26 protein-coding genes and 6 pseudogenes are annotated in these 23,838 nt (G+C 44.9%); 26 read left to right on the top strand and 6 right to left on the bottom strand.

Annotated features, from left to right (window positions below):
- Position 1: 1 nt before the first annotated feature.
- The 11 genes and pseudogenes from mlaE (at position 2) to hisD (ending at position 8,172) form a co-directional block, all read left to right on the top strand.
- Positions 2–784 (top strand): lipid asymmetry maintenance ABC transporter permease subunit MlaE, encoded by a 783-nt coding sequence (gene mlaE / locus DXE35_RS00245; RefSeq protein WP_114690320.1) that lies wholly within the window; start codon positions 2–4, stop codon positions 782–784.
- 21 nt (positions 785–805) lie between these two features.
- Entirely contained in the window at positions 806–1,288 is a 483-nt protein-coding gene (gene mlaD / locus DXE35_RS00250; RefSeq protein ID WP_114689136.1) for an outer membrane lipid asymmetry maintenance protein MlaD, read from the top strand.
- 8 nt (positions 1,289–1,296) lie between these two features.
- Positions 1,297–2,034 (top strand): MlaA family lipoprotein, encoded by a 738-nt coding sequence (locus DXE35_RS00255; RefSeq protein ID WP_415069715.1) that lies wholly within the window; start codon positions 1,297–1,299, stop codon positions 2,032–2,034.
- Between the two features lie 70 nt (positions 2,035–2,104).
- A complete protein-coding gene (locus DXE35_RS00260; RefSeq protein WP_114689138.1) occupies positions 2,105–2,746 on the top strand; it encodes an MlaC/ttg2D family ABC transporter substrate-binding protein in 642 nt (213 codons plus the stop codon).
- An 18-nt stretch (positions 2,747–2,764) separates the two neighbouring features.
- On the top strand, positions 2,765–3,022 hold the full coding sequence (locus DXE35_RS00265) for an STAS domain-containing protein (RefSeq protein ID WP_114689139.1): 258 nt from the start codon (positions 2,765–2,767) through the stop codon (positions 3,020–3,022).
- 5 nt (positions 3,023–3,027) lie between these two features.
- Positions 3,028–3,711 (top strand): annotated as a pseudogene (locus tag DXE35_RS00270) (ABC transporter ATP-binding protein); the annotation flags it as partial.
- A gap of 65 nt (positions 3,712–3,776) precedes the next feature.
- Positions 3,777–4,565: pseudogene (locus DXE35_RS00275) on the top strand (ABC transporter permease).
- Positions 4,566–4,596: 31 nt separating this feature from the next.
- The gene (locus DXE35_RS00280) at positions 4,597–4,845 is read left to right on the top strand and encodes a BolA family protein (protein ID WP_114689140.1); all 249 of its coding nucleotides are present in this window, start codon (positions 4,597–4,599) and stop codon (positions 4,843–4,845) included.
- 59 nt (positions 4,846–4,904) lie between these two features.
- Positions 4,905–6,179: a UDP-N-acetylglucosamine 1-carboxyvinyltransferase gene (murA, locus tag DXE35_RS00285; protein WP_114689141.1), complete on the top strand. Its 1,275-nt coding sequence runs from the start codon at positions 4,905–4,907 to the stop codon at positions 6,177–6,179.
- 20 nt (positions 6,180–6,199) lie between these two features.
- Positions 6,200–6,826, top strand: coding sequence for an ATP phosphoribosyltransferase (gene hisG, locus DXE35_RS00290; RefSeq protein WP_114689142.1), 627 nt, complete (start codon positions 6,200–6,202; stop codon positions 6,824–6,826).
- Positions 6,827–6,849: 23 nt separating this feature from the next.
- A complete protein-coding gene (gene hisD, locus DXE35_RS00295) occupies positions 6,850–8,172 on the top strand; it encodes a histidinol dehydrogenase (RefSeq protein WP_114689143.1) in 1,323 nt (440 codons plus the stop codon).
- An 11-nt stretch (positions 8,173–8,183) separates the two neighbouring features.
- Here hisD and hisC read toward each other — a convergent pair whose 3' ends face one another.
- Positions 8,184–9,251: a histidinol-phosphate transaminase gene (gene hisC / locus DXE35_RS00300; RefSeq protein ID WP_114689144.1), complete on the bottom strand. Its 1,068-nt coding sequence runs from the start codon at positions 9,249–9,251 to the stop codon at positions 8,184–8,186.
- 116 nt (positions 9,252–9,367) lie between these two features.
- Between hisC and hisB the strand changes: the two genes are divergently transcribed.
- The 4 genes from hisB to hisF are packed head-to-tail and all read left to right on the top strand — an operon-like array spanning position 9,368 to position 12,199.
- Positions 9,368–9,955, top strand: coding sequence for an imidazoleglycerol-phosphate dehydratase HisB (gene hisB, locus DXE35_RS00305; RefSeq protein ID WP_114689145.1), 588 nt, complete (start codon positions 9,368–9,370; stop codon positions 9,953–9,955).
- Between the two features lie 49 nt (positions 9,956–10,004).
- On the top strand, positions 10,005–10,661 hold the full coding sequence (gene hisH, locus DXE35_RS00310; protein WP_114689146.1) for an imidazole glycerol phosphate synthase subunit HisH: 657 nt from the start codon (positions 10,005–10,007) through the stop codon (positions 10,659–10,661).
- Positions 10,662–10,679: 18 nt separating this feature from the next.
- Positions 10,680–11,441: a 1-(5-phosphoribosyl)-5-[(5-phosphoribosylamino)methylideneamino]imidazole-4-carboxamide isomerase gene (hisA, locus tag DXE35_RS00315; protein ID WP_114689147.1), complete on the top strand. Its 762-nt coding sequence runs from the start codon at positions 10,680–10,682 to the stop codon at positions 11,439–11,441.
- Positions 11,441–12,199: an imidazole glycerol phosphate synthase subunit HisF gene (gene hisF / locus DXE35_RS00320; RefSeq protein WP_114689148.1), complete on the top strand. Its 759-nt coding sequence runs from the start codon at positions 11,441–11,443 to the stop codon at positions 12,197–12,199. The genes hisA and hisF overlap by 1 nt, the downstream gene beginning before the upstream one ends.
- Before the next feature lie 9 nt (positions 12,200–12,208).
- On the opposite strand, the gene DXE35_RS00325 is transcribed toward hisF, so the two are convergent.
- The gene (locus DXE35_RS00325) at positions 12,209–12,601 is read right to left on the bottom strand and encodes a type II toxin-antitoxin system HicB family antitoxin (protein WP_114689149.1); all 393 of its coding nucleotides are present in this window, start codon (positions 12,599–12,601) and stop codon (positions 12,209–12,211) included.
- Positions 12,598–12,792 carry a type II toxin-antitoxin system HicA family toxin gene (locus DXE35_RS00330; protein WP_114689150.1) on the bottom strand — a complete coding sequence of 65 codons (195 nt, stop codon included), beginning with the start codon at positions 12,790–12,792 and terminating at the stop codon, positions 12,598–12,600. The genes DXE35_RS00325 and DXE35_RS00330 overlap by 4 nt, the downstream gene beginning before the upstream one ends.
- A 126-nt stretch (positions 12,793–12,918) precedes the next feature.
- On the opposite strand from DXE35_RS00330, the gene hisI reads away from it, so the two are divergent.
- The 6 genes from hisI (at position 12,919) to tatC (ending at position 15,741) form a co-directional block, all read left to right on the top strand.
- Positions 12,919–13,314 (top strand): phosphoribosyl-AMP cyclohydrolase, encoded by a 396-nt coding sequence (gene hisI / locus DXE35_RS00335; RefSeq protein ID WP_114689151.1) that lies wholly within the window; start codon positions 12,919–12,921, stop codon positions 13,312–13,314.
- Between the two features lie 39 nt (positions 13,315–13,353).
- Entirely contained in the window at positions 13,354–13,788 is a 435-nt protein-coding gene (locus tag DXE35_RS00340; protein ID WP_114689152.1) for a phosphoribosyl-ATP diphosphatase, read from the top strand.
- A 2-nt stretch (positions 13,789–13,790) separates the two neighbouring features.
- The gene (locus tag DXE35_RS00345; protein ID WP_114689153.1) at positions 13,791–14,147 is read left to right on the top strand and encodes a histidine triad nucleotide-binding protein; all 357 of its coding nucleotides are present in this window, start codon (positions 13,791–13,793) and stop codon (positions 14,145–14,147) included.
- 16 nt (positions 14,148–14,163) lie between these two features.
- Complete coding sequence (gene tatA / locus DXE35_RS00350; RefSeq protein ID WP_114689154.1) at positions 14,164–14,385, top strand: Sec-independent protein translocase subunit TatA; 222 nt, start codon at positions 14,164–14,166, stop codon at positions 14,383–14,385.
- Positions 14,386–14,451: 66 nt separating this feature from the next.
- Positions 14,452–14,928, top strand: a complete 477-nt coding sequence (gene tatB / locus DXE35_RS00355) for a Sec-independent protein translocase protein TatB (RefSeq protein ID WP_114689155.1) — start codon at positions 14,452–14,454, stop codon at positions 14,926–14,928.
- A gap of 33 nt (positions 14,929–14,961) precedes the next feature.
- Positions 14,962–15,741, top strand: a complete 780-nt coding sequence (gene tatC / locus DXE35_RS00360; RefSeq protein WP_114689156.1) for a twin-arginine translocase subunit TatC — start codon at positions 14,962–14,964, stop codon at positions 15,739–15,741.
- On the opposite strand, the gene DXE35_RS00365 is transcribed toward tatC, so the two are convergent.
- The gene (locus DXE35_RS00365) at positions 15,738–17,201 is read right to left on the bottom strand and encodes a tetratricopeptide repeat protein (protein WP_114689157.1); all 1,464 of its coding nucleotides are present in this window, start codon (positions 17,199–17,201) and stop codon (positions 15,738–15,740) included. The two genes, tatC and DXE35_RS00365, sit on opposite strands and share 4 nt — an antisense overlap.
- A 208-nt stretch (positions 17,202–17,409) precedes the next feature.
- On the opposite strand from DXE35_RS00365, the gene DXE35_RS00370 reads away from it, so the two are divergent.
- From DXE35_RS00370 to DXE35_RS00390, 5 genes and pseudogenes are all read left to right on the top strand, one after another.
- Positions 17,410–18,666 carry a porin gene (locus DXE35_RS00370; RefSeq protein WP_114689158.1) on the top strand — a complete coding sequence of 419 codons (1,257 nt, stop codon included), beginning with the start codon at positions 17,410–17,412 and terminating at the stop codon, positions 18,664–18,666.
- Positions 18,667–18,825: 159 nt separating this feature from the next.
- Positions 18,826–19,725: pseudogene (locus DXE35_RS00375) on the top strand (amino acid ABC transporter substrate-binding protein).
- Positions 19,725–20,526, top strand: a pseudogene (locus DXE35_RS00380) (amino acid ABC transporter permease). The pseudogenes DXE35_RS00375 and DXE35_RS00380 overlap by 1 nt, the downstream one beginning before the upstream one ends.
- Positions 20,519–21,186 (top strand): annotated as a pseudogene (locus DXE35_RS00385) (amino acid ABC transporter permease). The pseudogenes DXE35_RS00380 and DXE35_RS00385 overlap by 8 nt, the downstream one beginning before the upstream one ends.
- 24 nt (positions 21,187–21,210) lie before the next feature.
- Positions 21,211–21,948 (top strand): annotated as a pseudogene (locus tag DXE35_RS00390) (amino acid ABC transporter ATP-binding protein).
- Between the two features lie 46 nt (positions 21,949–21,994).
- Here the strand turns inward: DXE35_RS00390 and DXE35_RS00395 are convergent.
- Positions 21,995–22,531: an O-linked N-acetylglucosamine transferase family protein gene (locus DXE35_RS00395; protein ID WP_114689159.1), complete on the bottom strand. Its 537-nt coding sequence runs from the start codon at positions 22,529–22,531 to the stop codon at positions 21,995–21,997.
- A gap of 6 nt (positions 22,532–22,537) precedes the next feature.
- On the bottom strand, positions 22,538–23,680 hold the full coding sequence (locus DXE35_RS00400; RefSeq protein WP_114689160.1) for an O-linked N-acetylglucosamine transferase, SPINDLY family protein: 1,143 nt from the start codon (positions 23,678–23,680) through the stop codon (positions 22,538–22,540).
- Between the last annotated feature and the right edge of the window lie 158 nt (positions 23,681–23,838).

Here is a 23,838-nt window from a genome sequence, read left to right on the forward strand (position 1 = left end):
TATGCTGCTCAATTTATTTGGTGATCTGGGATTTTTTGTTCGTCGCAATTTAAGTAGTCTTGGCTTGGCTGCTCGTATGTTGGTAGCGGTTATTGTACGTTCAGGATTCCTGCTAAAGAGACCGCGCCTAGTAATCGACCAAATTCTATTTGTTGGCAATCATTCATTTGTCATCATTGCAGTTTCAGGATTATTCGTGGGTTTTGTTTTGGGTTTACAGGGCTACTACACCTTGAATCGTTATGGCTCTGAGCAAGCGCTTGGCCTATTGGTTGCCATCTCTTTGACTCGTGAGTTGGGTCCAGTGATTACCGCCTTATTGTTTGCCGGCAGGGCTGGGACTGCATTGACTGCGGAAATAGGCTTGATGAAAGCAGGGGAGCAATTAACCGCCATGGAGATGATGGCGGTTGATCCCTTGGGGCGGGTGATTGCGCCGCGACTCTGGGCCGGCATTATTTCTATGCCAATTTTGGCGACTATTTGTACAGCAGTGGGTGTTCTGGGCGGCTATCTGGTCGGCGTTCCGCTCATTGGTGTGGATTCAGGTGCTTTTTGGTCTCAGATGCAGGGGGGAGTAGATTTGTTTTCCGACATCGGCAATGGCTTAATTAAAAGCATGGTGTTTGGTCTTGCGGTAACTTTTATTGCTCTCTACCAGGGCTATGAATCTAAGCCTACGCCAGCAGGTGTTTCGCAAGCGACTACTCGCACGGTCGTGATTTCTTCTGTATCGGTTTTAGCGTTGGATTTCTTGCTAACCGCGATGATGTTCTCAAATTAGAAAGAATAAACTGGGGCTCTTATGAAAAAAAGTGCAATTGATATTTGGGTGGGAATCTTTGTTGCCATTGGTTTATTGGGGGCGCTTTTCCTCGCGCTGAAAGTTGGCAATATGAATGCAGTTTCATTTGCTCAAACTTACAAAATTTCCGCGCGCTTTGACAATATCGGCGGTTTAAAGCCACGCGCGCCAGTAAAGAGCGCTGGTGTAGTGGTCGGCAGAATCGCGAATATCTCTTTTGACGATAAGACCTATCAAGCGACGGTGGTGATGACGATTGAAGACTCGTATAAGTTTCCAAAAGATTCTTCAGCCAAGATTTTGACATCCGGTTTATTGGGTGAACAGTACATTGGCCTTGAGGCTGGTGGATCCGATGATATGTTGACCAATGGCGAGAAGATTTCCCAAACTCAGTCGGCGATTGTTTTAGAAAGTCTTATTAGTCAATTCCTCTATAACAAGGCTGCAGATAGCGGCCAAGATAAGGGTGCCGCGAAATGATGTTTTTCTTGAGCAAGCTAAAACACTTGGCTTTGCTTGGGGCTACTATTGTTTGCGTCGGTTGCGCCTCCATTCCTCCTGGGGTTGAGCCTTCTCCGCAGGATCCATGGGAGTCGTTTAATCGCTCAGTCTTTGAATTCAATGAAGGCTTGGATGCTTATCTTCTAAAGCCAGTAGTTGCAGGTTATCGCTTTGTATTGCCTGAATTTGTTCTCGAGGGAATTTACAACTTCTTTAGCAACTACAACGATATCTATACCGCGCTCTATAACTTATTACAAGGCAAGCCAGATTACGCTTTCAATGATCTCATGCGCGTGGTGGTGAATACGACTATGGGTCTAGGTGGACTCTTGGATATAGCAACCCCAGGAGGTCTTGAAAAACATAAAGAAGACTGGGGTCAAACTCTGGGTGTTTTTGGTGTGCCTTCGGGGCCTTATGTGGTCTTACCCTTCTTTGGGCCAAGCAATGTGCGTGATACTGTTGGTATCGTGGCCGACTTGGAATCTGATTACTTATTGAGATTGCTGCCAGACGTTGCCTTGCGTAATAGTTTGACTTGGTTACGCGTAGTCAATGCGCGAAATACGTATTACGAAGCCGGTGATTTATTGGATGGTGCCGCAATTGATAAATACAGCTTTATGCGTGATGCTTATATTCAAAGACGGGCGTATCAAATTAATGAGGGGCGTGATGATGACGAGCCTCTCATGCCGGTTTACGAGAATCCATATCAATAAGCAATTCGCCAAGGCGGTTTTCAACGACTAAAATGTGTCTCAATATAGATAAAGATGGCGGACAGAGAATATGAAGAGTTTGAAAAGAATCTACAGCCTTGTTTTGACGAGCCTGCTATTGGTTTCCACCGCTATTGTTGCTCACACCCCTGATCAATCAACACCCCCAGATGCATTAATTAAGATGGTTGTTACAGATGTGATGACAACGGTCAAAGCTGATCCCGATATCCAGAAGGGCAATATTCCGAGGATTGTGGATTTGGTGGAAAAGAAAATTGTTTCCTATACCAATATGCGCCGCACAACAGAAATGGCAATGGGACCCAATTGGAAAAAGGCTACGCCCGAGCAGCAGGCGCAGCTGTCCTTGGAATTTAAGAATTTATTGATTCGCACCTACTCTGGTGCCTTGAGTCAGTTGCGTGATCAGACTGTGCAATTTAAATCTTTGCGTGCGGCACCAGATGATAAAGAAGTGGTCGTTAAAACTGTCGTACTCGGTCGTGGCGATCCAGTGCCTTTGGACTATCGCTTAGAGAAAACAGCCAATGGTTGGAAGGTCTATGACATGAACATCATGGGCGTATGGTTGGTTGAGGCTTACCGCAATCAATTTGCTAATCAAATCAGCCAAAACGGGATTGAGGGTTTGGTTAAGTTTTTACAAGATCGCAATAAACAATTGGCTGCAGCAAAGCCAAGCAATTAATTCACGAATAAAGACATCATGCCTTTTATTTTGCCAAAAATAGTCACGCAAAAAACTGCCTCGCAGTTGCAGAAGGAGGGCTTGTTAAATCCCCATAGCTTGCAATTGATTAATTGCTCAGCTTTAAAAGATTTTGACTCGACTGTATTAACTGTTTTATTGGCGTGGAAAAAAAAGCTCATGTCAGAGGGTAAGTCTATTTCAGTTGAGCATGCGCCAGAAAAGTTGAAAGTCTTGGCTGGTGTGTATGGTGTTGCCACATTGCTGGGTTTGTAATGACGATGCACTCCGCGATATCGATTCAGAATATATCTAAGCAGTACGGCGCACTTCAGGCTTTGGATGATGTTTCTTTGTCTATTGAGCCTGGAGAATTTTTTGGTTTATTAGGGCCGAATGGCGCCGGTAAGACGACTTTGATTTCGATATTGGCTGACTTGGTAAGGCCAAGTCGCCGTCATGCAGCCATGATGGGTGCGGATGTTCAGAAGGGTTTTCGTGAAGCCCGCAGAATGCTCGGCGTAGTTCCTCAAGAACTCGTTTTTGATCCCATCTTTACCGTTCGTGAAACCTTGCGATTTCAGTCGGGTTACTTTGGTGTACGCAATAACGATGCATGGATTGACGAGATCATGGCAAATCTTGATCTCACCTCTAAAGCTGACAGCAATATGCGTTCTTTATCAGGCGGAATGAAACGTCGGGTGTTGGTTGCCCAGGCCTTGGTACATAGGCCACCAGTCATTATTTTGGATGAGCCAACTGCTGGTGTTGATATCGAGTTGCGTCAGTCCTTATGGCAATTTATTAGTCGACTTAATCAAGATGGTCATACGATTGTTTTAACTACGCATTATTTGGAAGAGGCTGAAGCTTTATGTCAGCGCATTGCGATGCTCAAGCAGGGGAGGATCGTGGCTTTAGATACCACTGCGAATTTACTCAGTCGTTATAGTTCAGTTAAAAAAGATGGCGAAGGCAAAACCGGTTTAGAAGAAGTCTTTGTCAATATTATGTCCGGAGGCGCGCTATGAAGCATGGGCTGAATAGACCCCTGTTGGTGTATGGCAGTGGCTTTCCGACTTTATTGTTTAAAGAGGTCAAACGTTTTTATAAGGTGGCATTTCAGGCGATTGCAGCCCCAGTTCTGACTGCTGTCCTATATCTCATGATTTTTGGTCATGTGCTTGAGGGGCGCGAGGTTTATGGTCGCTTAAGCTATACAGCCTTTCTGATTCCCGGACTTGTCATGATGAGTGTTTTGCAAAATGCGTTTGCAAACACTTCCCCTTCTTTGATTCAGTCAAAAGTCACAGGGAACTTGGTATTTGTTCTCTTAGCACCTTTAAGCCACTTTGAGTTCTACGCTGCATACATCCTGGCTGCGGTTTTTCGTGGGATTGTGGTTGGCCTCGGTGTTCTGCTGATTACTTCTTGGTTTGCATTTTCCGCGCTTGAGTATCCGCTTTGGATTTTAGTATTTGCCTTCTTAGGTGCGGCAATATTGGGCAGCATTGGCTTAATCGCTGGTATTGGGTCGGATAAATATGACCAGTTAGCGGCTTTTCAGAACTTCATCATCATGCCTGCCACGATGTTGTCAGACGTTTTTTATTCCATCCATTCTTTGCCTCCGGCATGGTAAGTGGTTTCCAACTTCAATCCTTTCTTTTACATGATTGATGGCTTCCGCTACGGATTTTTCGGGGCATCTGATCACTCGCCATGGAGTAGTGTGGCAATTGTGTTTTGCTTCTTTGTGGTGGTGTCGGCTATTGCATTGCGCCTGCTGCAAAAAGGCTACAAGCTCCGTTACTAATGATTCATATCCCGATTCTTTAGGAAAATAAATGTTACCCACTCCGGCACAAATTGAAGCTTATATCAAGCAAGGTATTCAGTGCACGCATATACGGGTAGAGGGCGATGGCCAACATTTTTTCGCAACCATTGTGAGCCCTGAGTTTGAAGGAAAGCGTTTAGTGCAACGTCATCAATTGGTTTATGGCGCTATGGGTGATCGCATGAAGGCGGAAGTTCATGCGTTATCAATTAAGGCGTTTACACCTGAAGAATTTGCGCAAAATTCAGCAGCATAAAAATTACATCATTGCCCATACACATTAATTAATCACTAAGTTTTTATTGGAATCGTTTCATGGATAAATTACGAATGGTTGGCGGAGCTCCTCTCAAAGGAGAGGTCATCATTTCTGGCGCTAAAAATGCCGCATTGCCGATTCTGTGCGCTTGTCTATTGACCGATCAACCAGTGGTTTTGCGCAATGTTCCTGATTTACAGGACGTGCGTACGATGCTCAAACTTTTGCAAGAAATTGGCGTTACGGTTGACTTTCCCGGTGCTGGCGATCGCGGTCATGTAGTGTTAAATGCGGCCGTTATTAAGAGTTCTGAAGCAACTTATGAGATGGTGAAAACCTTGCGCGCTTCTATTCTGGTGCTTGGGCCACTTTTGGCCAGAATGCATAGCGCTAAGGTCTCTTTGCCTGGAGGGTGCGCGATTGGCGCGCGTCCAGTCGATCAGCACATCAAAGGTTTGAAGGCGATGGGCGCAAGCATCAACATCAAGAGTGGCTATATCCAAGCTGAAACAAAGCCTCAATCGGATCGATTGAAGGGCGCCTCGATTTTGACCGACATGATTACCGTGACTGGTACCGAGAATTTATTGATGGCTGCCACTTTGGCATCTGGCACTACGATTTTAGAGAATGCGGCACGTGAGCCAGAGGTTGGCGACTTGGCGGAGTTACTGGTGAAGATGGGCGTCAAGATTTCTGGGATTGGTAGTGACCGGCTGGTAATTGAGGGGGTTGAAAAACTTCACGGCGCAGAACACTCTGTCATCCCAGATCGTATTGAGGTAGGCACCTTCTTATGCGCGGTGGCGGCTACTGGCGGAGAAATCACAGTGAAGCACTGTCGCCCTGATACCTTAGATGCGGTAATCGTGAAATTAAAAGAAGCCGGCCTGCAGATGGAGATTGGTCCTAATTGGATTAAAGCCTCGATGCACAATCGTCCTAAAGCGGTGAATTTCCGCACCTCTGAGTACCCTGCCTTTCCGACAGATATGCAGGCGCAACTGATGACGGTCAATGCAATCGCATCCGGCAGCTCAACAATTACGGAAACGATTTTTGAAAATCGTTTCATGCATGTGCAAGAGCTCAATCGTTTGGGTGCGGACATTGCCATTGAAGGAAATACTGCTATTGCCCAAGGGGTCGAAAAGCTCTCAGGCGCAATTGTGATGGCGACCGATCTACGCGCCTCCGCTAGCTTGGTCATTGCTGGATTGGCTGCCCAAGGCGAAACCCAGGTGGACCGGATTTACCACTTAGATCGTGGTTACGACCGCATGGAGCAGAAGTTAACCCTTTTGGGTGCCAATATTGAGCGCGTGAAGTAAGGCTGATGGATAAGTAGTCCATGAAATTGACTTTAGCCATTTCCAAAGGGCGCATCTTCGAAGAAACCGCAGAGATCTTATCCAGGGTCGGTATCGTGCCGCTGGAAGATCCAGAAAAGTCTCGAAAACTCATTATTGAGACCACCAATCCGGATGTCCGTTTAATTATTGTTAGAGCCTCAGATGTGCCAACGTATGTGCAATTTGGTGGCGCTGATTTTGGTGTTGCGGGCCTAGACATTTTGATGGAAAAAGGTGCTGACGGACTTTACGTGCCATACGACTTAGATATTGCCAAGTGCCGCATGTCTGTTGCCGTGCGTGAAGGATTTGATTACGCCGCCGCAGTTAAGCAGGGATCACGCCTAAAAGTAGCTACGAAGTACGTCAATTGCGCACGCGAACACTTTGCCAATAAAGGTGTACATATCGATATGATTCAACTATACGGTTCAATGGAATTGGCTCCATTGGTAGGTTTGGCGGATGCCATTGTTGATTTGGTTGCGACAGGCAATACGCTAAAAGCAAATGGCTTGATTGAGGTTGATCCTATCGCCGATATCAGTGCTCGCCTGGTAGTGAACCAAGCTTCATATAAGCGTAAGCGCGCACAGTTGCAGCCTATTTTTGAGTTGCTGAAGTAATTAGCAGCCAATCCGCCGTCTATATGTCTTCATCAAGCAACGTTAAGCGCCTGAATAGCAAGGATACGGGTTTTAGGGATGCTCTGCGCTCAAGCCTTTCGCTGCCTTCTGCTGATGATGAGGCGATAGATTCCGCTGTAGTCAAAATCTTGGCTGCGGTTAAAGACAAAGGCGATGAAGCGGTTTTGAGTTTTACAAAACAGTTCGATCGTCTAAATATTGGAAGCATTTCTGACTTAGAAATTCCTCGTAAAGATTTAGAACTTGCTTACAACTCTCTATCAGTCGAGCAAAAAAATGCTTTGGATATTGCTGCGCAAAGAGTGCGCGCTTATCACGAGAAGCAAAAAATAGAAGCGGGTTGCCATTCTTGGGAGTATGAAGAGAAAGATGGAACGCGCTTAGGTCAAAAAGTTACTCCACTAGATCGTGTTGGCATCTATGTGCCTGGTGGTAAGGCGGCATACCCATCATCGGTATTAATGAATGCGATTCCTGCCAAGGTCGCAGGTGTTACCGAGGTCATTATGGTGGTGCCTATGCCTGATGGTGCTCGCAATCCTTTGGTATTAGCGGCCGCTTATCTAGCTGGTGTTGATCGCGTCTTTACGATTGGTGGCGCTCAGGCAGTTGGTGCTTTAGCCTATGGCACTAAAACCATTCCTTCAGTCGACAAGATTGTTGGGCCTGGTAATGCCTATGTAGCTGCAGCTAAGCGTAGAGTATTTGGTAGTGTGGGTATCGACATGATTGCTGGTCCTTCAGAGATTGTGGTTCTTTGTGACGGATCTATTAGCCCTGATTGGGTTGCTATGGATTTGTTCGCACAGGCTGAGCACGACGAGCAAGCGCAGTCTATTTTGCTTTGTCCAGATGCTGCATACATAGAACAAGTTCAAGCAAGTATTAATAAGCTTCTCCCCGAAATGCCAAGAGCCAAAGTAATTGAAGCTTCACTTACTAATCGCGCATTATTGATTCAGGTGAAAGACATGCCAGAGGCGTGTGAGATTGCTAATGCGATAGCCGCTGAGCACTTAGAAATTTGTGCGGCTGAATCGCGGAAGTGGGCTGAGCAAATTTGTCATGCAGGCGCCATCTTCATGGGGAACTATACCAGTGAATCCCTGGGAGATTATTGCGCTGGCCCTAATCATGTGTTGCCGACGGCACGTACGGCGCGCTTCTCTTCGCCATTGGGCGTCTACGATTTTATTAAGCGCTCGAGTATGATTGAGGTGAGTGAGGCTGGTGCTCAAATTTTGGGTGCAGTGGCTAGTACGTTAGCCCGTGGCGAAGGCTTGCAAGCTCACGCTCGCGCAGCTGAGATGCGCTTAAAAAAGTAATTCCAAAAAATTTAACTCAGAATTTCTTTTACAGCGGCGACAAGTTCATCGCTTTGTTCATCGGTACCAATCGTAATACGCAAAAACTCCTCAATGCGCGCAGATTTAAAGTGACGCACGATGATGCCTCGATCCCGCAAGGCTTGGTAGAGCTTCACGCCAGCATGTTTGGGGTGACGAGTGAAAATAAAGTTCGCCGTTGAAGGTAATGTTTCAAAACCCAAAGCATTGAGCTCTTCAATTAACTTGCTGCGAGTTTGCATTACCTTGGCGGAAGTTTCTTTAAGATGTGCTTGATCTTCAATGGCTGCAATGGCGCCAGCTTGAGCAAGACGGCCTAATGGGTAAGAGTTAAAACTATTTTTTACGCGTTCTAAACCCTCGATCAAGTCAGGGTGACCGACAGCAAAACCAACACGCAGACCAGCTAGGGCGCGTGATTTAGAGAGCGTGTGAACAACAAGAAGATTTTCAGGGTAGTCACTGCCACGCAATAGTGGAATGCAAGACTCGGTTCCATAATCGACGTAGGCCTCATCAATCACTACTACCGAGTCTTTGTTGTGCGTCAGCAAGGATTCGATTTCCGAACGAGGTAGAGATCTACCGGTTGGTGCATTTGGGTTGGGGAAAATAATTCCACCGTTTGAAGATTGGTAGTCAGTGGTGTTGATCTCAAACTTTTCATTTAATGCGATTGTTTGGTAATCAATTCCAAATAAGTTGCAGTAGACGGGATAGAAGCTGTAAGTAATATCTGGAAAATGCACAGGCTTGCTTTGTTTGAGCAGTCCAGCAAAGACATGGGCTAAGACCTCATCTGAGCCGTTGCCTAAAAAGACCTGTTTTGACTCTAAGCCATGTAATTGGGCAATCGCTTGTTTTAGGGATACACCTTTTGGATCTGGATAGAGGCGTAGATCGGCGGTGTTTTGACTCTCGATTGCAGCTAGTGCTTTTGGTGATGGGCCATAAGGACTCTCATTGGTATTGAGCTTGACCAGTCGCTGCATTTGCGGTTGATCCCCTGGAACGTAAGGAGTTAAGGTTTTAACAACAGGGCTCCAAAAACGGCTCATGGGGGTGCTCAGGTCAAAAATCAGGTCGAAAGTACGGCAATAGCGATATTTAAATCTTTTCTAGGAATGATATTATGAGGCTTCAATCAACACTTCGCCTCGCGGCGCAATGAAGTATGCGGCAATCCGACGTTACCCGAAACACTTCGGAAACCAAAATTCAGATTTCCATCAATTTAGATGGTACCGGTAAGGCTGAGCTAGCCTCCGGCGTCCCCTTTCTTGATCATATGTTGGATCAGATTGCCCGTTACGGGATGATTGACCTCACAGTGGTTTCCAATGGCGATACCCATATTGACGATCATCACACGGTTGAAGATGTGGGTATTACCTTGGGTCAAGCTTTTTCTAAAGCGGTGGGCGATAAGGCGGGTATTACTCGTTACGGCCACTCTTATGTACCGCTGGATGAAACCCTTTCTCGTGTTGTGATCGACTTCTCTGGTCGCCCAGGTTTGGAATTTAATGTTCCATTTACCCGCGCTCGTGTAGGTGACTTTGATGTGGACCTCAGTATTGAATTCTTCCGTGGTTTTGTGAACCATGCCGGAGTGACTTTGCATATCGATAACTTGCGTGGCATTAACGCGCATCATCAGATTGAAACGGTATTCAAGGCCTTTGGGCGTGCATTGCGTATGGCCTTGGCAGTGGATCCTCGTGCTGCCGGCTCTATTCCGTCAACCAAAGGCAGCCTCTAATCTAGAACTTCTAGGTGCCCGTTAGATAACAGCAAAGATAGGCTCAATTTTGGCGCAAACCATTGCGATTGTTGATTATGGAATGGGTAATCTCCGTTCCGTGTATCAAGCATTTCATCATGTCGCACCTAATCACAATGTATTGATCGCGCATCAGCCAGAAGAGATTCGTTCGGCTGATCGCGTAGTTTTGCCTGGCCAAGGCGCAATGCCCGATTGCATGAAGCATCTTGAGGAATCGGGTTTATTGGAGGCTTTACTAGAGGCATCTAAAACCAAACCGCTTCTGGGTGTTTGTGTGGGCGAACAAATGTTGTTTGATAGAAGCGCAGAGGTTCGTTCGATTGAGCCATGGACACCTTGTTTGGGATTGATTCCCGGAGAGGTGCGTCGCTTTGACCTAGCTGGTAAGAAACAGCCAGATGGATCTGCTTATAAGGTGCCGCATATGGGCTGGAATCAGGTGCGCCAAGATAAAAAACATCCTATTTGGTATGGCATCCCTGATTTGACGAGTTTTTACTTTGTACATAGCTACTATGTTGTGCCGCAGGGCAATGAAGATGCTGCTGGCTCAACTGAATATGGCGCTTGGTTTACTTCCGCAGTGGCGCGAGATAACATTTTTGCTACACAATGGCATCCAGAAAAAAGTGCAGAATACGGATTAAAGCTTTATCAAAATTTTGTTTCTTGGCAACCTTAATATTTATTACTCTTAGCTATGCTGCTGATTCCCGCGATTGATCTAAAAGACGGCCACTGTGTTCGACTTGAACAAGGTGATATGGATAAATCCACGGTTTTGTCAGAAGACCCTGGTGCGATGGCGGCGCATTGGATTAGTAAGGGCGCGCGACGTTTGCATTTGGTGGATCTCAACGGCGCATTTGCGGGCAAGCTCAAAAATGAATCCGCCATTAAATCGATTCTCAAGGCGGTGGGGGATGAGATTCCCGTGCAATTGGGCGGCGGCATTCGTGATCTAGAAACGATTGAACGTTTATTAGATGACGGTATCAGCACGGTCATCATTGGTACCGCTGCGGTTAAAAATCCTGGTTTTGTGCAAGATGCTTGCACCGCATTCCCCGGACACGTCATGGTTGGCTTAGATGCGCGTGATGGGAAGGTGGCAACCGATGGCTGGAGCAAGATTACTGGTCATGAAGTGATTGATCTTGCTAAAAAGTTTGAAGACTGGGGTGTTGAAGCCATCATCTATACCGATATTGGGCGAGATGGCATGCTCAAAGGTGTGAATATTGATGCCACTATTAAGTTGGCTCAAGCTATTCGCATCCCCGTTATTGCGAGTGGCGGCTTATCAAATAATCAAGATATTGATGCGCTCTGTAAGGCTGAGGAAGAGGGTGTAATGGGCGTGATTGCTGGCCGCTCTATTTATGCTGGTGATCTTGATCTTGCTGCGGCTCAAAAATACGCCGATGAGTTGATGCTTAAATATCAAAAGAAAATTGTCTAGTGTTAACTAAGCGAATTATGCCTTGCCTCGATGTCACTGCAGGGCGCGTAGTTAAGGGTGTGCACTTTGTTGGTCTTCGCGATGCAGGAGATCCTGTTGAAATCGCAAAACGGTATGACACGCAAGGCGCAGATGAGTTAACTTTTCTCGACATTACTGCAACATCGGATGCGCGCGATCTCATGTTGCACATCATTGAAGATGTGGCATCACAAGTATTTATCCCGCTAACAGTGGGTGGTGGTGTGCGTGCTGTTTCTGATGTACGTCGTTTACTCAACGCAGGCGCAGATAAAGTGAGTATGAATTCCTCTGCAGTAGCCAACCCTGATTTGGTGTCTGATGCGGCAGCCTATTACGGCTCTCAATGTATCGTGTTGGCCATCGATGCCAAACAAACAGAAGCGGGTAACTGGGAGGTTTTTACTCACGGTGGTCGAACTGCTGCTGGTATGGATGTAGTTACGTGGGCTAAAGAAGTGGCCATGCGTGGCGCCGGGGAGATCCTTTTAACCAGTATGAATCGCGATGGCAGCAAAGATGGTTTTGATTTGCCTTTAACTGCCGCTGTGAGCGATGCAGTCTCTGTACCAGTAATTGCTTCTGGCGGCGTTGGTAATTTGCAGCATTTGGTTGATGGCATTACCAAGGGTCATGCTGATGCGGTATTAGCGGCCAGTATCTTTCACTATGGTGAATACACCGTGGGACAGGCAAAAGAATATATGGCTGCCCAAGGAATCCCGGTTCGGATTTAACGAGGGTGATTAAGTGCTAATCGCCATATGAGCGATAAAGGCTGAGCGATTTTCACCAGCGGACTTAGCCTTCGCATCTAATCTAGCTAATACCCTTTTGGGTAATGAGATATTTACTCTTTCAATGTCGTCTGACAATAAAGCAGGATCAATCTCTGCAATAGCCCAGACATATCCTCTAAATTCTTTTTTCTTTTGTAAGCTAGTAATTGAGCTGGGTTTTGGGATGTCTTGACTTGCATCTAGTGCCGTTTCAATCCAAAGTTCGATTGCTTCCTTGGCATTTTCAATGGCTTCATCAATTCCACTGTCGGCAGCAGAAAAGCATCCTGGCAAATCAGGAACAATAACGCCCCATGCAGTCTTATCACTGCCAGGTTCGATAGCAATTGGATATTTCATAAGATTCCTGATTTAATGTCAGCTTGTTTGAGTAGTTTTTGAACTACTCCAATGCCCACATCCTTTTTGGGGTGTGGAATGGTTATATGACCTCCTTTGCAGAGATGATTAAACACATGATGAGAGCCTTTTGAGCTCCGCAACACCCAACCATCTTTTATCAATGCTTTGATGAGTTCTTTGCTATTCATCTACTATTTATACACATCATACACACAAATAAAAAACATGTCCATAAGCTGGGACGGGTTATTGCAATAGACCTTAGGCAGCCGCTTATTTCCTAGGGGCAAAACAATTCTGTCAAAATTGAGCAAATGGCAGATACCAATAGAAACTCACAAGCGCAGGCTTTACTGGAGGCTGTAACTTGGAATGAACAAGGCTTGGTTCCGGTAGTTGCCCAAGAAGTGGGTAGCAAAGACGTATTAATGATGGCCTGGATGAATCGCGATGCCCTTCTAGAAACTTTGCGTTTGGGCGAAGCAGTCTATTGGACTCGCTCTAGGCAGAAGTTGTGGCACAAAGGTGAAGAATCTGGCCACACTCAGAAAGTAAAAGAAATTCGCCTAGACTGTGATGGCGACACGATTTTGCTATTGGTTGAACAAAAAGATGGCATTGCTTGTCATACAGGGGAGCACGGTTGCTTCTTTTTGCGTTTGGACTCAGCAAAGGCCGTTTGGGTTGATGAGTCAGTTTCGAAAAAATAGAGAACGTCAGTTTGCTCTTAAACGACATAAAATGACCAGATGACTAGTTCTGAAAATACACCTTCTAATTTAGATTCCGCATTAGCTCATTTAGCTGATGTGGTGGATCAACGTCGTGATGCATTTAAGGCGGGCCAAGCAGATCCTAAAACTTCTTATACTGCTTTGCTCTTCTCCAAGGGTGATGATGGGATCTTAAAGAAGATTGGCGAAGAGGCTACTGAAGCGGTGATGGCTGCCAAGGATGCGCGTAACTCTCATCTAGCCGCCGACCAGCAAAAGCTGCTAGTGGGTGAAATGGCTGACTTATGGTTTCACTGTTTGATTGCCCTCTCTCAATTCAACCTTCGCCCAGAAGATGTGAGCGCTGAGCTTGATCGTCGCCTGGGAACTTCGGGTATCGAAGAAAAGGCAGACAGAAAAGCTGCTGGCAAAGAGTACTTACCAAATAACTGCAGAAGCGTTACGGAATAAGCATGTCACACGACCCCAATTGCCTGTTTTGCAAAATTTCTCAGGGATTGATCCCTTCTCAGAAGGTCTATGAGGACGAGGAAATCTACGCTTTTAAAGATATCAACCCAGCGGCATTGATTCACTTTTTGATGATTCCTAAAAAACATATACCCATGTTGGAGTCTGCAGAAAGCGCAGATGCGCCTTTGCTGGGTAGAATGATCGAATTAGCACCCCGTCTTGCCAAAGAACAGGGTTGCCGTCCAGGTAAGGATGGTGGCTTTAGATTAATGGTGAACAATGGTGCGGATGGTGGGCAGGAGGTTTATCACTTGCATTTGCATGTGATGGGCGGTCCCCGCCCCTGGAAAAAATAATCCAAGGAGATTAAAGATGGGTTCATTTAGCATTTGGCATTGGTTAATTGTTTTAGTGATCGTAATGTTGGTATTCGGTACCAAAAAATTGCGTAACATTGGCCAAGATTTGGGTGGCGCTGTTAAAGGTTTTAAGGATGGCATGAAGACATCTGAAGAGCCTAAAGAACAAATTCAACAAAGTTCTGCAGCAGCAGAGAAGACTGTTGATGTGCAGGCTAAAGACGTAAACAAATAAGCAGCAATCAATAATAAATAATTGAAGCGCAATAGAAACTCATGCAACTTTTAATGACTGAGTTAAATGATTGATCTCGGAGTTTCAAAACTTGCGCTGATTGCTGTAGTTGCTTTGGTGGTGGTTGGGCCGGAACGCCTGCCAAAAGTAGCGCGCATGGCGGGTAACTTATTTGGACGTGCCCAGCGCTACATGGCTGACGTGAAATCTGAAGTCAATCGCCAAATGGAAGTAGAAGAGTTCAAAAAGTTTCGAGAAGAAACTCTTGCCACTCTCAAGGAGGTTGAAAATAGTATTGGTTCAACAGTTCAGGAGGCTGGTGCCAACTTAAGTGATCAGGCTGATCTCTTCGAGACTAGCTTTGATAAGCCACCCCTTGATGAAAAAGAAGTGCTTCGTAAAACCAAGCGTCAAGGGCGCAATAGCTGGGGTGTACGCCGTGCGGCAAGACCAGTGTGGTTTAAGCGTTCCGCGGGTATTCGTACTCGTGTGCAATCCGGTGCTGCCAGAATGAAGCGCTTTCATCACAGCGCTGGCAAATAACAGTACAAAGCAAAAGAATAAAAACAATGACGCATGACTGAAAATCATTCAACTGAAGACTCTGGATTGCAAGAGACATTCCTATCCCATTTATTTGAATTACGTGATCGCGTCATTAAATCAGCGCTCGCTATTATTATTGTCTTTGTCTGTCTTGTCTATTGGGCGCCCGACATTTTTCATTTGTTTGCGCAGCCTTTATTAGAGGCTTTGCCTGCTGGCGGCAAGATGATTGTGACTGACGTCACGGGTTCATTTTTTGTGCCCATGAAAGTCACCATGTTGGTGGCCTTTCTGATTGCATTGCCAGTGGTGATGTATCAGCTTTGGGCTTTCATTGCACCCGGTCTATATCTGCATGAAAGAAAGCTCATTCTGCCTTTGGTGGTGAGTAGCTACACCTTATTCATCATCGGTATGGCTTTTGCTTACTTCTTGGTATTTCCAGCGGTATTCAAATTCATGGCTAGCTATAACGCACCATTAGGTGCGGAGATGTCTACCGACATCGATAACTATTTGAGTTTTGCGATGACCACCTTCTTGGCATTTGGCATCACCTTTGAAGTGCCTGTTGTTGTTGTTGTCCTAGTTCGCATGGGTATGGTGCCTTTGGCTAGGCTTAAGGAAATTAGGCCTTATGTCATTGTTGGCGCATTTGTGATTGCAGCGATTGTGACGCCACCCGATGTGCTCTCGCAATTGCTGCTGGCAGTGCCGATGACTTTGCTCTACGAATTAGGACTCGTGATCTCGCGCTTTTATGTGCCTAAGGCTTCAGAGGACGAAAGCAAGGCAGATTCTCCTGCTTAAGTAGTCTCTGTGTCGACTACATGCCCGGCGAAAGTTGTCTTTAACCACTCGGTCACTCGATCAAAACGATAGCGTCTTTGACGTAGATTTCCCTCTAGATCGATTTCGGAGCCAGCAAAAGCTTTGCCAGCAGCCAAAAGGGCGCGACGTTGCTGAATGGTTTCAATCTGAATCAATCTAGGCAATATCTTTGGCAATTCCCAGCGAATATCCACTACTACGCAGTGCTCATGCTGAAGTTGACCAACTTCGCATAACAATAATTCGGCTTTGCTGAAATTAAATTGATTCGCAATGATCAGGCGATGACAGGGTAGCAGCCAGTCTTCATCTAGTGTGTGCTCGGCATGATGATTTAATGCCTTCTCGGCAAACTGCGCCAGCTCAAACCATTCATTCTTTTTAGGATCAGGACAGCTTTCTAAAATTTTGCCGAGCAATTCTTTTGCTTCAGATATGCCTTGCTGATGTGCCTGCCAAACCCAGTAAGACGCTTGTAATCCACGCACTTTTTCTTCAGACTTTGCACGCTTACGCCAAAGATTGGCGCCCTTGCGCAATTGCGCTTCTGGGTGACCTAGGTCCGCGGCACGATCAAAGCAGCGATCACTTTCCGCAGCGTTATATCCAGAAAATTGTGGTCGTCGATAAATGTCACCGAGTGCATACCAGGCATCTCGATCGCCGTCTTTTGCGGCAAGCTCTAACCAATGTGCTGCTTTTTTAAGAGAAGCGTTGGATTTTGTTTCGATTGCCTCAGCTCTGCCGTCTAGTTGCGCGAGCCGCAAACCTAAAGTCAGTTTCGCAACAGTTAATCCCAGCTCCGCAGCCTGAGTCAGTGCATCTTCATTTTGTTCATCAAGCCAAACTTGCCACAAAGAAGCAAGGGCTTCATTTTTTGGCTGGAGCTTAATCAGTAATTCTTTTGCATTAGATACAAAAGCAGAATTACTTTCGGCCAGATCGTTTAAATATTTCTTTGCGATTTTCTGAAGACTGCCGAGATCTAATCCAGAAACCTTTTCTACTGACGTAACCCCATTAGCCTTTGTAAGCCAATCCGACAGTTTGGATTGAGTGTCTTGATATTGTGGATTGATGAGCAAGTTAACCAGTTGCCATTTGGCTGCAGATGAATGCTCCAAATCCGCATTGGATTCAGCAAGCCGCCAAAAAGAGTCCCAACCAAACCCAAATGCGGGGGAATTAACGGTTTCGACCAGGGGAATGCCGGCTACTTGAGTCAACACTTTAAAAATCTCAGGGCTACTTGAGCTTTGGTCTTCAAGTAATTGATTTGTAATGGAAAAATAGGATTTTTCTAACCAAATCAAGGCATTAGCAGGTTGAATAGGGGTTTTAAATGCGCCAGTTAGGTAGGCTTGAGCCAGATTTTGTTGCGCATACACATCACCTAATCGGGCTGCACTGAGGATTTTTAAGAATTCGCGGCTTGCCATATGACAATTTTGACATCTGAGGCCGATAAAAGACACAAAACAGGGGTCTTGTTGTCGAGATACAACGAAGAAAACCAAAAAACTGCCTTTTGACAAGCAAAAAGAGCTCCTAAATACCTTGATCCCCAGTCTAGTGGGGCAAAAGAAGCAAAATTCATAAGTCCCAGTTTTATTTGGGCATTACTTTTAATTTTTGGAGATTTAAAGAATGAAAAAATCGCTATTAGCAGTTGCAGCTATCGGTGCATTTGCATCTGCTGCTCAAGCTCAGTCCAGCGTAACCGTTTACGGTATCTTGGACGTTGGTTACATTGGTGCTAATTCACGTGTTAGCTCAAGTGCTATTACAAACAACGGTGGTCAGAAAAAAACTACAATGAACCAATTCGGTCAATCTGCTGAATCAACGTCACGTTTAGGCTTCAAGGGTACTGAAGATTTGGGCGGCGGCACTTCAGCTTTCTTTACGGCTGAATTTGAACTCTATCCACAAGAGCAAGACTTGTCTGGTAACACACGTGGTGGTTTGCGTAATCGCCAAACTTTTGTTGGCTTGAATAAGAATGGTATCGGTCAAGCAGCTTTCGGTACACAGTACACACCAGTATTTAATGCTGGTACAGCAACTAACCCTAACGGTCAAAACAATATGATCGGTGACTTGGTGTACGCTGGTGCGCCTGCTGTTTCCACGGCCGGTTACGATAATGGTGGCAGCGTTTCTGCTTCCCAAACTAACCGTACTGCAAACACATTAACAGCAAAGACGGCAACATTTGGCGGTTTCTCAGCAAGTGCAATGTGGGCGTTGGCTAACCAAAACCAATCTTCAGTTGTTGCAGCTTCAGGTGCTAGCGCTGGACAGATCACTTCTGGTGGCAATACAAATGCTTCTGGTTGGGGCCTCGGTGCAGACTTTACTTACAATAAGTTCTATGTAACTGCTGCTTACCAAGCATTGAATCAGTTAACTTCAGCATCTAACTACACAGTTGGTGCTGGTGCTCCTAATTTAACAATTTGGACTAGCGCACAACCTAGCTCTGGTTTGGCAGCTACTGACAATGCATTGAACATTCAAGATAATCAATTCTTGGCAGGTACAACTTATGACTTCGGTATCTTGAAGGCATACGCCCAGTACATTAGCCGCAAAGCTACTTCAACAGCAAGCACTAACTACTACATGAAGCGTTCTGCTGAGCAGATTGGTGTACGTAGTTACATCACTCCAACAATCGAAGCTTGGGCTTCTGGTAGCTTGGGTCGCTACACAGCTTACGGCGTTGGCTCACCTACAGTGAACATGAATGCATGGCAGTTGGGTTCTAACTACTACCTCAGCAAGCGTACTAACTTGTATGCGATCTATGGTCAGCAGATCAATGCATCAGGTGCAGCTGGTACAACTACTGGTAGCTCAAGTGCATCTAACTATGCAGTTGGTGTACGTCACACTTTCTAATTTAATGCTAGCCTGAGCTAGCTCTGAATTAGTTTGGTATTCAATTAACCCACTGTGGAAACACGGTGGGTTTTTTCATTTTGACCTGGGTTAACCTTAGAATATTTCATGAGATCTCCGTATGAATATAAAACTTTGGATGAGCGTATGAATCTCTATTTGAAACGTTGGGTTTTGGCCATAACCACTGCTTCTGTTGCTCTTGGGGCGCATGCGGCCTCAACGCTTGCCATTGAGAAGATAAAAACTTCTGTCCCAGTCACTATGGGTGTGCGTGAATCTTCCATTCCGATGTCCTATACCACTGGCGATAGTCGTTTTGATGCATATCATATTGAAATTTGCCGCATGATTTTTGCTGCTATTAAGGATCGTTGAACGCTGGGAACCCTGCGAATTAATTACCAACCTGTGACTTCGCAGAATCGGGTTCCTTTAGTGCAAAACGGTACCGCGGATATCGAGTGCGGCACAACTACTAATAATCTGGCTCGTTCAAAGGATGTTTCCTTTGCGAATACGCTCTATGTTGAAGAGGCGCGTATTGCCGTGAAAGCAAATTTAGGAATGAATTCGATTTCTCAGCTGGCTGGGAAAAAAGTAGCAACTACAACAGGCACAACATCGGTTCAGTTATTGCGTCAACATGAAAGAGCCAATGGGGTTAATTGTGATGAGGTTTTTGGCAAGGATCATGTTGATAGCTTCTTGTTATTGGAGTCTGGCCGCGCAGATGCATTCGTAATGGATGGCTCTATTTTGGCTGGCAATATTGCGAATTCAAAAAATCCAAAAGATTACAAGATTGTTGGTGAAGTATTGAGTACGGAGCCTATCGCAATTATGGTTCGCAAGGATGATCCTGAGTTCAAGGCCGCAGTGAATGAAGCAATTGATAAGATTGTGAAGCATGGAAATATGCCTAAGCTTTGGAATAAGTTGTTCTTATCGCCCATTCCACCGAAAAATATTGTGGTTGGTCTCGAGTTATCGCTTGCAACTAAAAATGCGTGGGCCAATCTCAACGATAAACCCGCCGAAGAGTATCAAAAGAAATAATGGCGCTAGATTTAGGGGTTTTTTGTAAAAGCACCTTAGATGGTGAGTTAGTAGAACACTGCTTTTCATCGATTTTCGGTCTTAGTCAGAATGTTGATCCTAGTTATCTAGATTGGTTGATAAAGGCTTGGGGCTGGACCTTGGCGGTTGCTGGCTTAAGTTTGATCATCGCCCTGGTCTTGGGTGCAGTCTTCGGCACTTTGCGCACCCTGCCTGATACAAGTAATGCGAATAAATGGCTTATACGTTTTTCTACGGCTTGGGTTGAATTATTTAGACATATCCCCCGTTCTAGCTCAAGTATTTCTTTGGTAGCACGTTGTTCCCGCATTTTTTCTACCTCTAAAGGCTCTGCCATCATATTGGTTGGTCAGCATTGCTTTAGGATTTTTTACCTCCGCCCGAATTGCGGAGCAGGTTAGGGCTGGTATTGAGTCATTGCCTGGTGGGCAGCGCATGGCTGCCACGGCATTGGGTTTGACCGCCTCACAAAGTTACCGCTATGTAATTCTGCCTGAGGCCTTGCGAATTGTTATTCCGCCGCTTACCTCAGAGAGCATGAATTTGATGAAACATTCTTCTGTCGCATTCGCAGTCTCGGTGCCGGAGTTAACCTTGTTTGCAATGCAGACTCAAGAAGAAACATCGCATGGAGTTGAAATTTACTTGGCAGTGACGTTGTTGCACGCTTCATCGGCATTTGCGGTGAATCGTTTCATGGCGCTAATTGAGAAAAAATCGCGCATCCCAGGATTTATCGCCAAATCTAATGATGCAGGGGGTATCACACTAAATGTTTGAGCTCGATCTAAATTTTTATAACTGGGAACTCTTCACAAATTACATTTTGAAGGGCTGGCTCTTTAGTATTCAGTTAACAGTGATTGCAACTATTGGTGGAATTGTGGTCGGCACTATTCTGGCATTAATGCGCCTATCCGGTAAGCCTGCTCTTGCTTATCCCGCTACGTTTTATGTAAATACCATGCGCTCGATTCCTCTGGTGATGGTGATTCTCTGGTTCTTTTTATTAATTCCCATGCTGATTGGGCGTCCCATTGGAGCGGATCTCTCCGCAACCATTACCTTCATCGCTTTTGAGGCCGCATTTTTTCTGAAATGGTCCGTGCCGGTATTCAGTCGGTTCCAAGTGGGCAGGGCTATGCCGCTGAGGCGTTGGGTATGACCTATGGTCAAAATATGCGCTTTATTGTTCTGCCGCAGGCTTTCAACAATATGATTCGAGTGTTTATGACACAGACAATCATCTTGTTTCAAGACACTTCATTGGTTTATGCAATCGGAGCATATGATTTGCTTAAAGGCTTTGAGATCGCGGGTAAAAATTATGGTCGCCCGATCGAGACTTATATTCTGGCCGCTTTTACCTATTTCATTATCTGTTTCTCGCTTTCAAAAATGGTTCGCAAGATTCATGCCAAAGTCGCCATTATTCGCTAACTAATTCTGAGTGATTCAAACAACATGATTGAACTTCGCAATGTCTCTAAGTGGTTTGGATCATTTCAGGTCTTAAATCACTGCACTGCATCGATGCAGAAAGGTGAAGTTGTGGTTATCTGCTGGCCTTCTGGATCGGGTAAGTCGACATTGATTAAAACCATTAATGCTTTAGAGTCTTTCCAGGAAGGTGAAATTATTGTGGATGGCGTGCAATTGCATGAATGACCCTAAAATAAACTTGCCGCAATTGCACGCTAGGGTGGGAATGGTATTTCAGCACTTTGAACTATTCCCACATTTGAGTGTTGCTGAGAACTTAACTCTGGCGCAAATGAAGGTCCTTGGGCGGAGTAGTGAAGAGGCAAAGAGTCACGGCCTGCAATATCTGGAGCGTGTAGGTTTATTGGCGCAGAAGGACAAGTTTCCTGGTCAGCTATCTGGGGTGCAGCAGCAACGCGTTGCGATTGTGATGGCGCTGAGTATGGATCCTATCGTTATGTTATTCGATGAGCCCACATCGGCCTTAGATCCTGGGATGGTTGGTGAGGTTTTGGATGTGATGGTCAAGCTGGCGAATGAAGGTATCACTATGTGTTGCGTCACCCATGAAATGGGCTTTGCTAGAAAAGTCAGTGATCGAGTGATCTTTATGGATCAAGGCCGCATCGTAGAAGATTGCAGTAAAGATGAGTTTTTTATAGCCGTGAAGCGCATTCATCCAGGGCTAAGGAGTTCTTGTCAAAAATAATGCTGCCATAGATATTCGAAGCCTTTAACTTTTTATATCAAGCAAATGAATGTCTGGCTAATTAATTGCAATATAGTCTGGCAATAAATCGTTTTGATATCTTTGATACATCTGTTCGCAAGCTAATTCACGATGTGTAGTAAATAATGGGGTATCAAATAAGGGCGCATTCAAAAGCTTGCGTATTAGCTTTTGTTTGATCTCTGCTAATTTATCTGGGTGATGCGCAAGTTCAATCGCAAGTGCTTCATAACTTTCTTGATTGGGCGAAATTAGCTCGGGAAGATTAACCGCAGTCAAAAGACTTGAGCCCACTCTGCTAGCAAAAGATTTGCCCGGTAATGTAAGAGTAGGTACGCCAGCTTTTAATGTATCTACCGCAGTGGTGTGAGCGTTAAATGGTAGCGTATCTAAAAATAAATCTGCCAGGCCATATCTCTTTAAATGTTCTCCTCCCATAGAGTTTAAGTATTTAGTAAAAATGATACGTTCAGATGGAATTCCAAGCATTGAAAACTCTTTAAGAAAGTTTTTCTTAAATGAGCCATTATTTTCGGAGATCCACAAAATACTTTCGGGGGTTTTGAGTAAAATTTTTTCCTAGCTTTGTAGGGTCTGTGGGTTAAATTTATAGCTATTATTGAAGCAGCAAAAAATAAATTTATTATCTGGCAAACCAAAATCGTTTTTAGTTAATTGTTTGGTTGACGGTAGTCTTATTGAGTTATCCACCATATAACTGTTTGGCAAGCACACCACTTTTTCTGTATAAAATTTTTGGGAGTGGGTTGGGATTAGTATTTTGTCGCCAATAATATAGTCAATATAGTTGGCTCCCGACGTCCCAGGGTAGCCAAGGTAATTCACTTGGATTGGGGTAGCCCTATATGAAAAAATGCCCATTCTTGAGTTTTGAGTATGGCCGCCTAAATTGATCGCAATGTCAATTTTGAGATCTCTTGAGAGTTGTGCGATTTCTAAGTCAAGTTTATTTTCAACATTTAAGAAATGATCAAATGCATTGAGAAGTCTTTGGCGCAACGGATCATTTTGATTAGCGGGCTGCAGTGAGAAAGCATACGTTTCAAAGCGGTTACGATTATGAAGTTCAAAAAGCTCTGCCATTAGCAATGGGTGGCTTTTAAAATCGGGTGAGAAATACCCAATACGAATTTTTGAATGCGAATTTCTTGATATTGGGGGAAGTGTATTTTTGCTGGGAAATTTATTATTAACCACAGTCTCTGCAGCCATCAAGTGCAGGCTAGGGTCATCAAGGAGAGAGGGCAGTGGAAATGGCTCGCTCACGTCTTGACCTAATGCTACTTTGCTGGTGATTGTCTCTAAGTCATAGGAAAAACGATCCCATTGCGCAATTACCATTTTGAAGTGTAATAGGTTTCCTAAAAATGGTGTCTCTTTAGGATTTAATTTAATTGCTTGCTCATAAGAAGCGATGACCTCTTCATGCCGTTTAAGTTCGTTTAGGGCATTGCCTTTATTGGACCAAGCCTCTGGATAGTTCGGATTAAACTTGATGGCTTCAATAAAATGTTGACAAGCAGATTCAAAGTTCTTGAGTTTTACTTGAATTAGCCCCAAGTTTAAATAGGCTTCAGCGCAATTCATATCGATTTTGATAGCGGTCGATAAATTAGCTATGGCATCGCTAAATTTATTTAATGCGATTTGTGCTGCTGATAGGTTGAGCAGGGTTGATATCCTATCAGGAATCAATTTCAAGGATTCCTGAAATTTTATTTCAGCCTCTAACTATTGTTTCTGTTGAAGTAAATCGATTCCATCCAAAAATAATGCTTTTGCAGTTTCAAAATTTTTCAAGATAGTTTTGGTAGAAATAATTAACAAAATTTAAAGATGTAACTGGACGTCTTTTAAAG

This window comes from Polynucleobacter necessarius (assembly GCF_900095215.1).
In the GTDB taxonomy this organism is placed as follows: Bacteria; Pseudomonadota; Gammaproteobacteria; order Burkholderiales; family Burkholderiaceae; genus Polynucleobacter; species Polynucleobacter necessarius_H.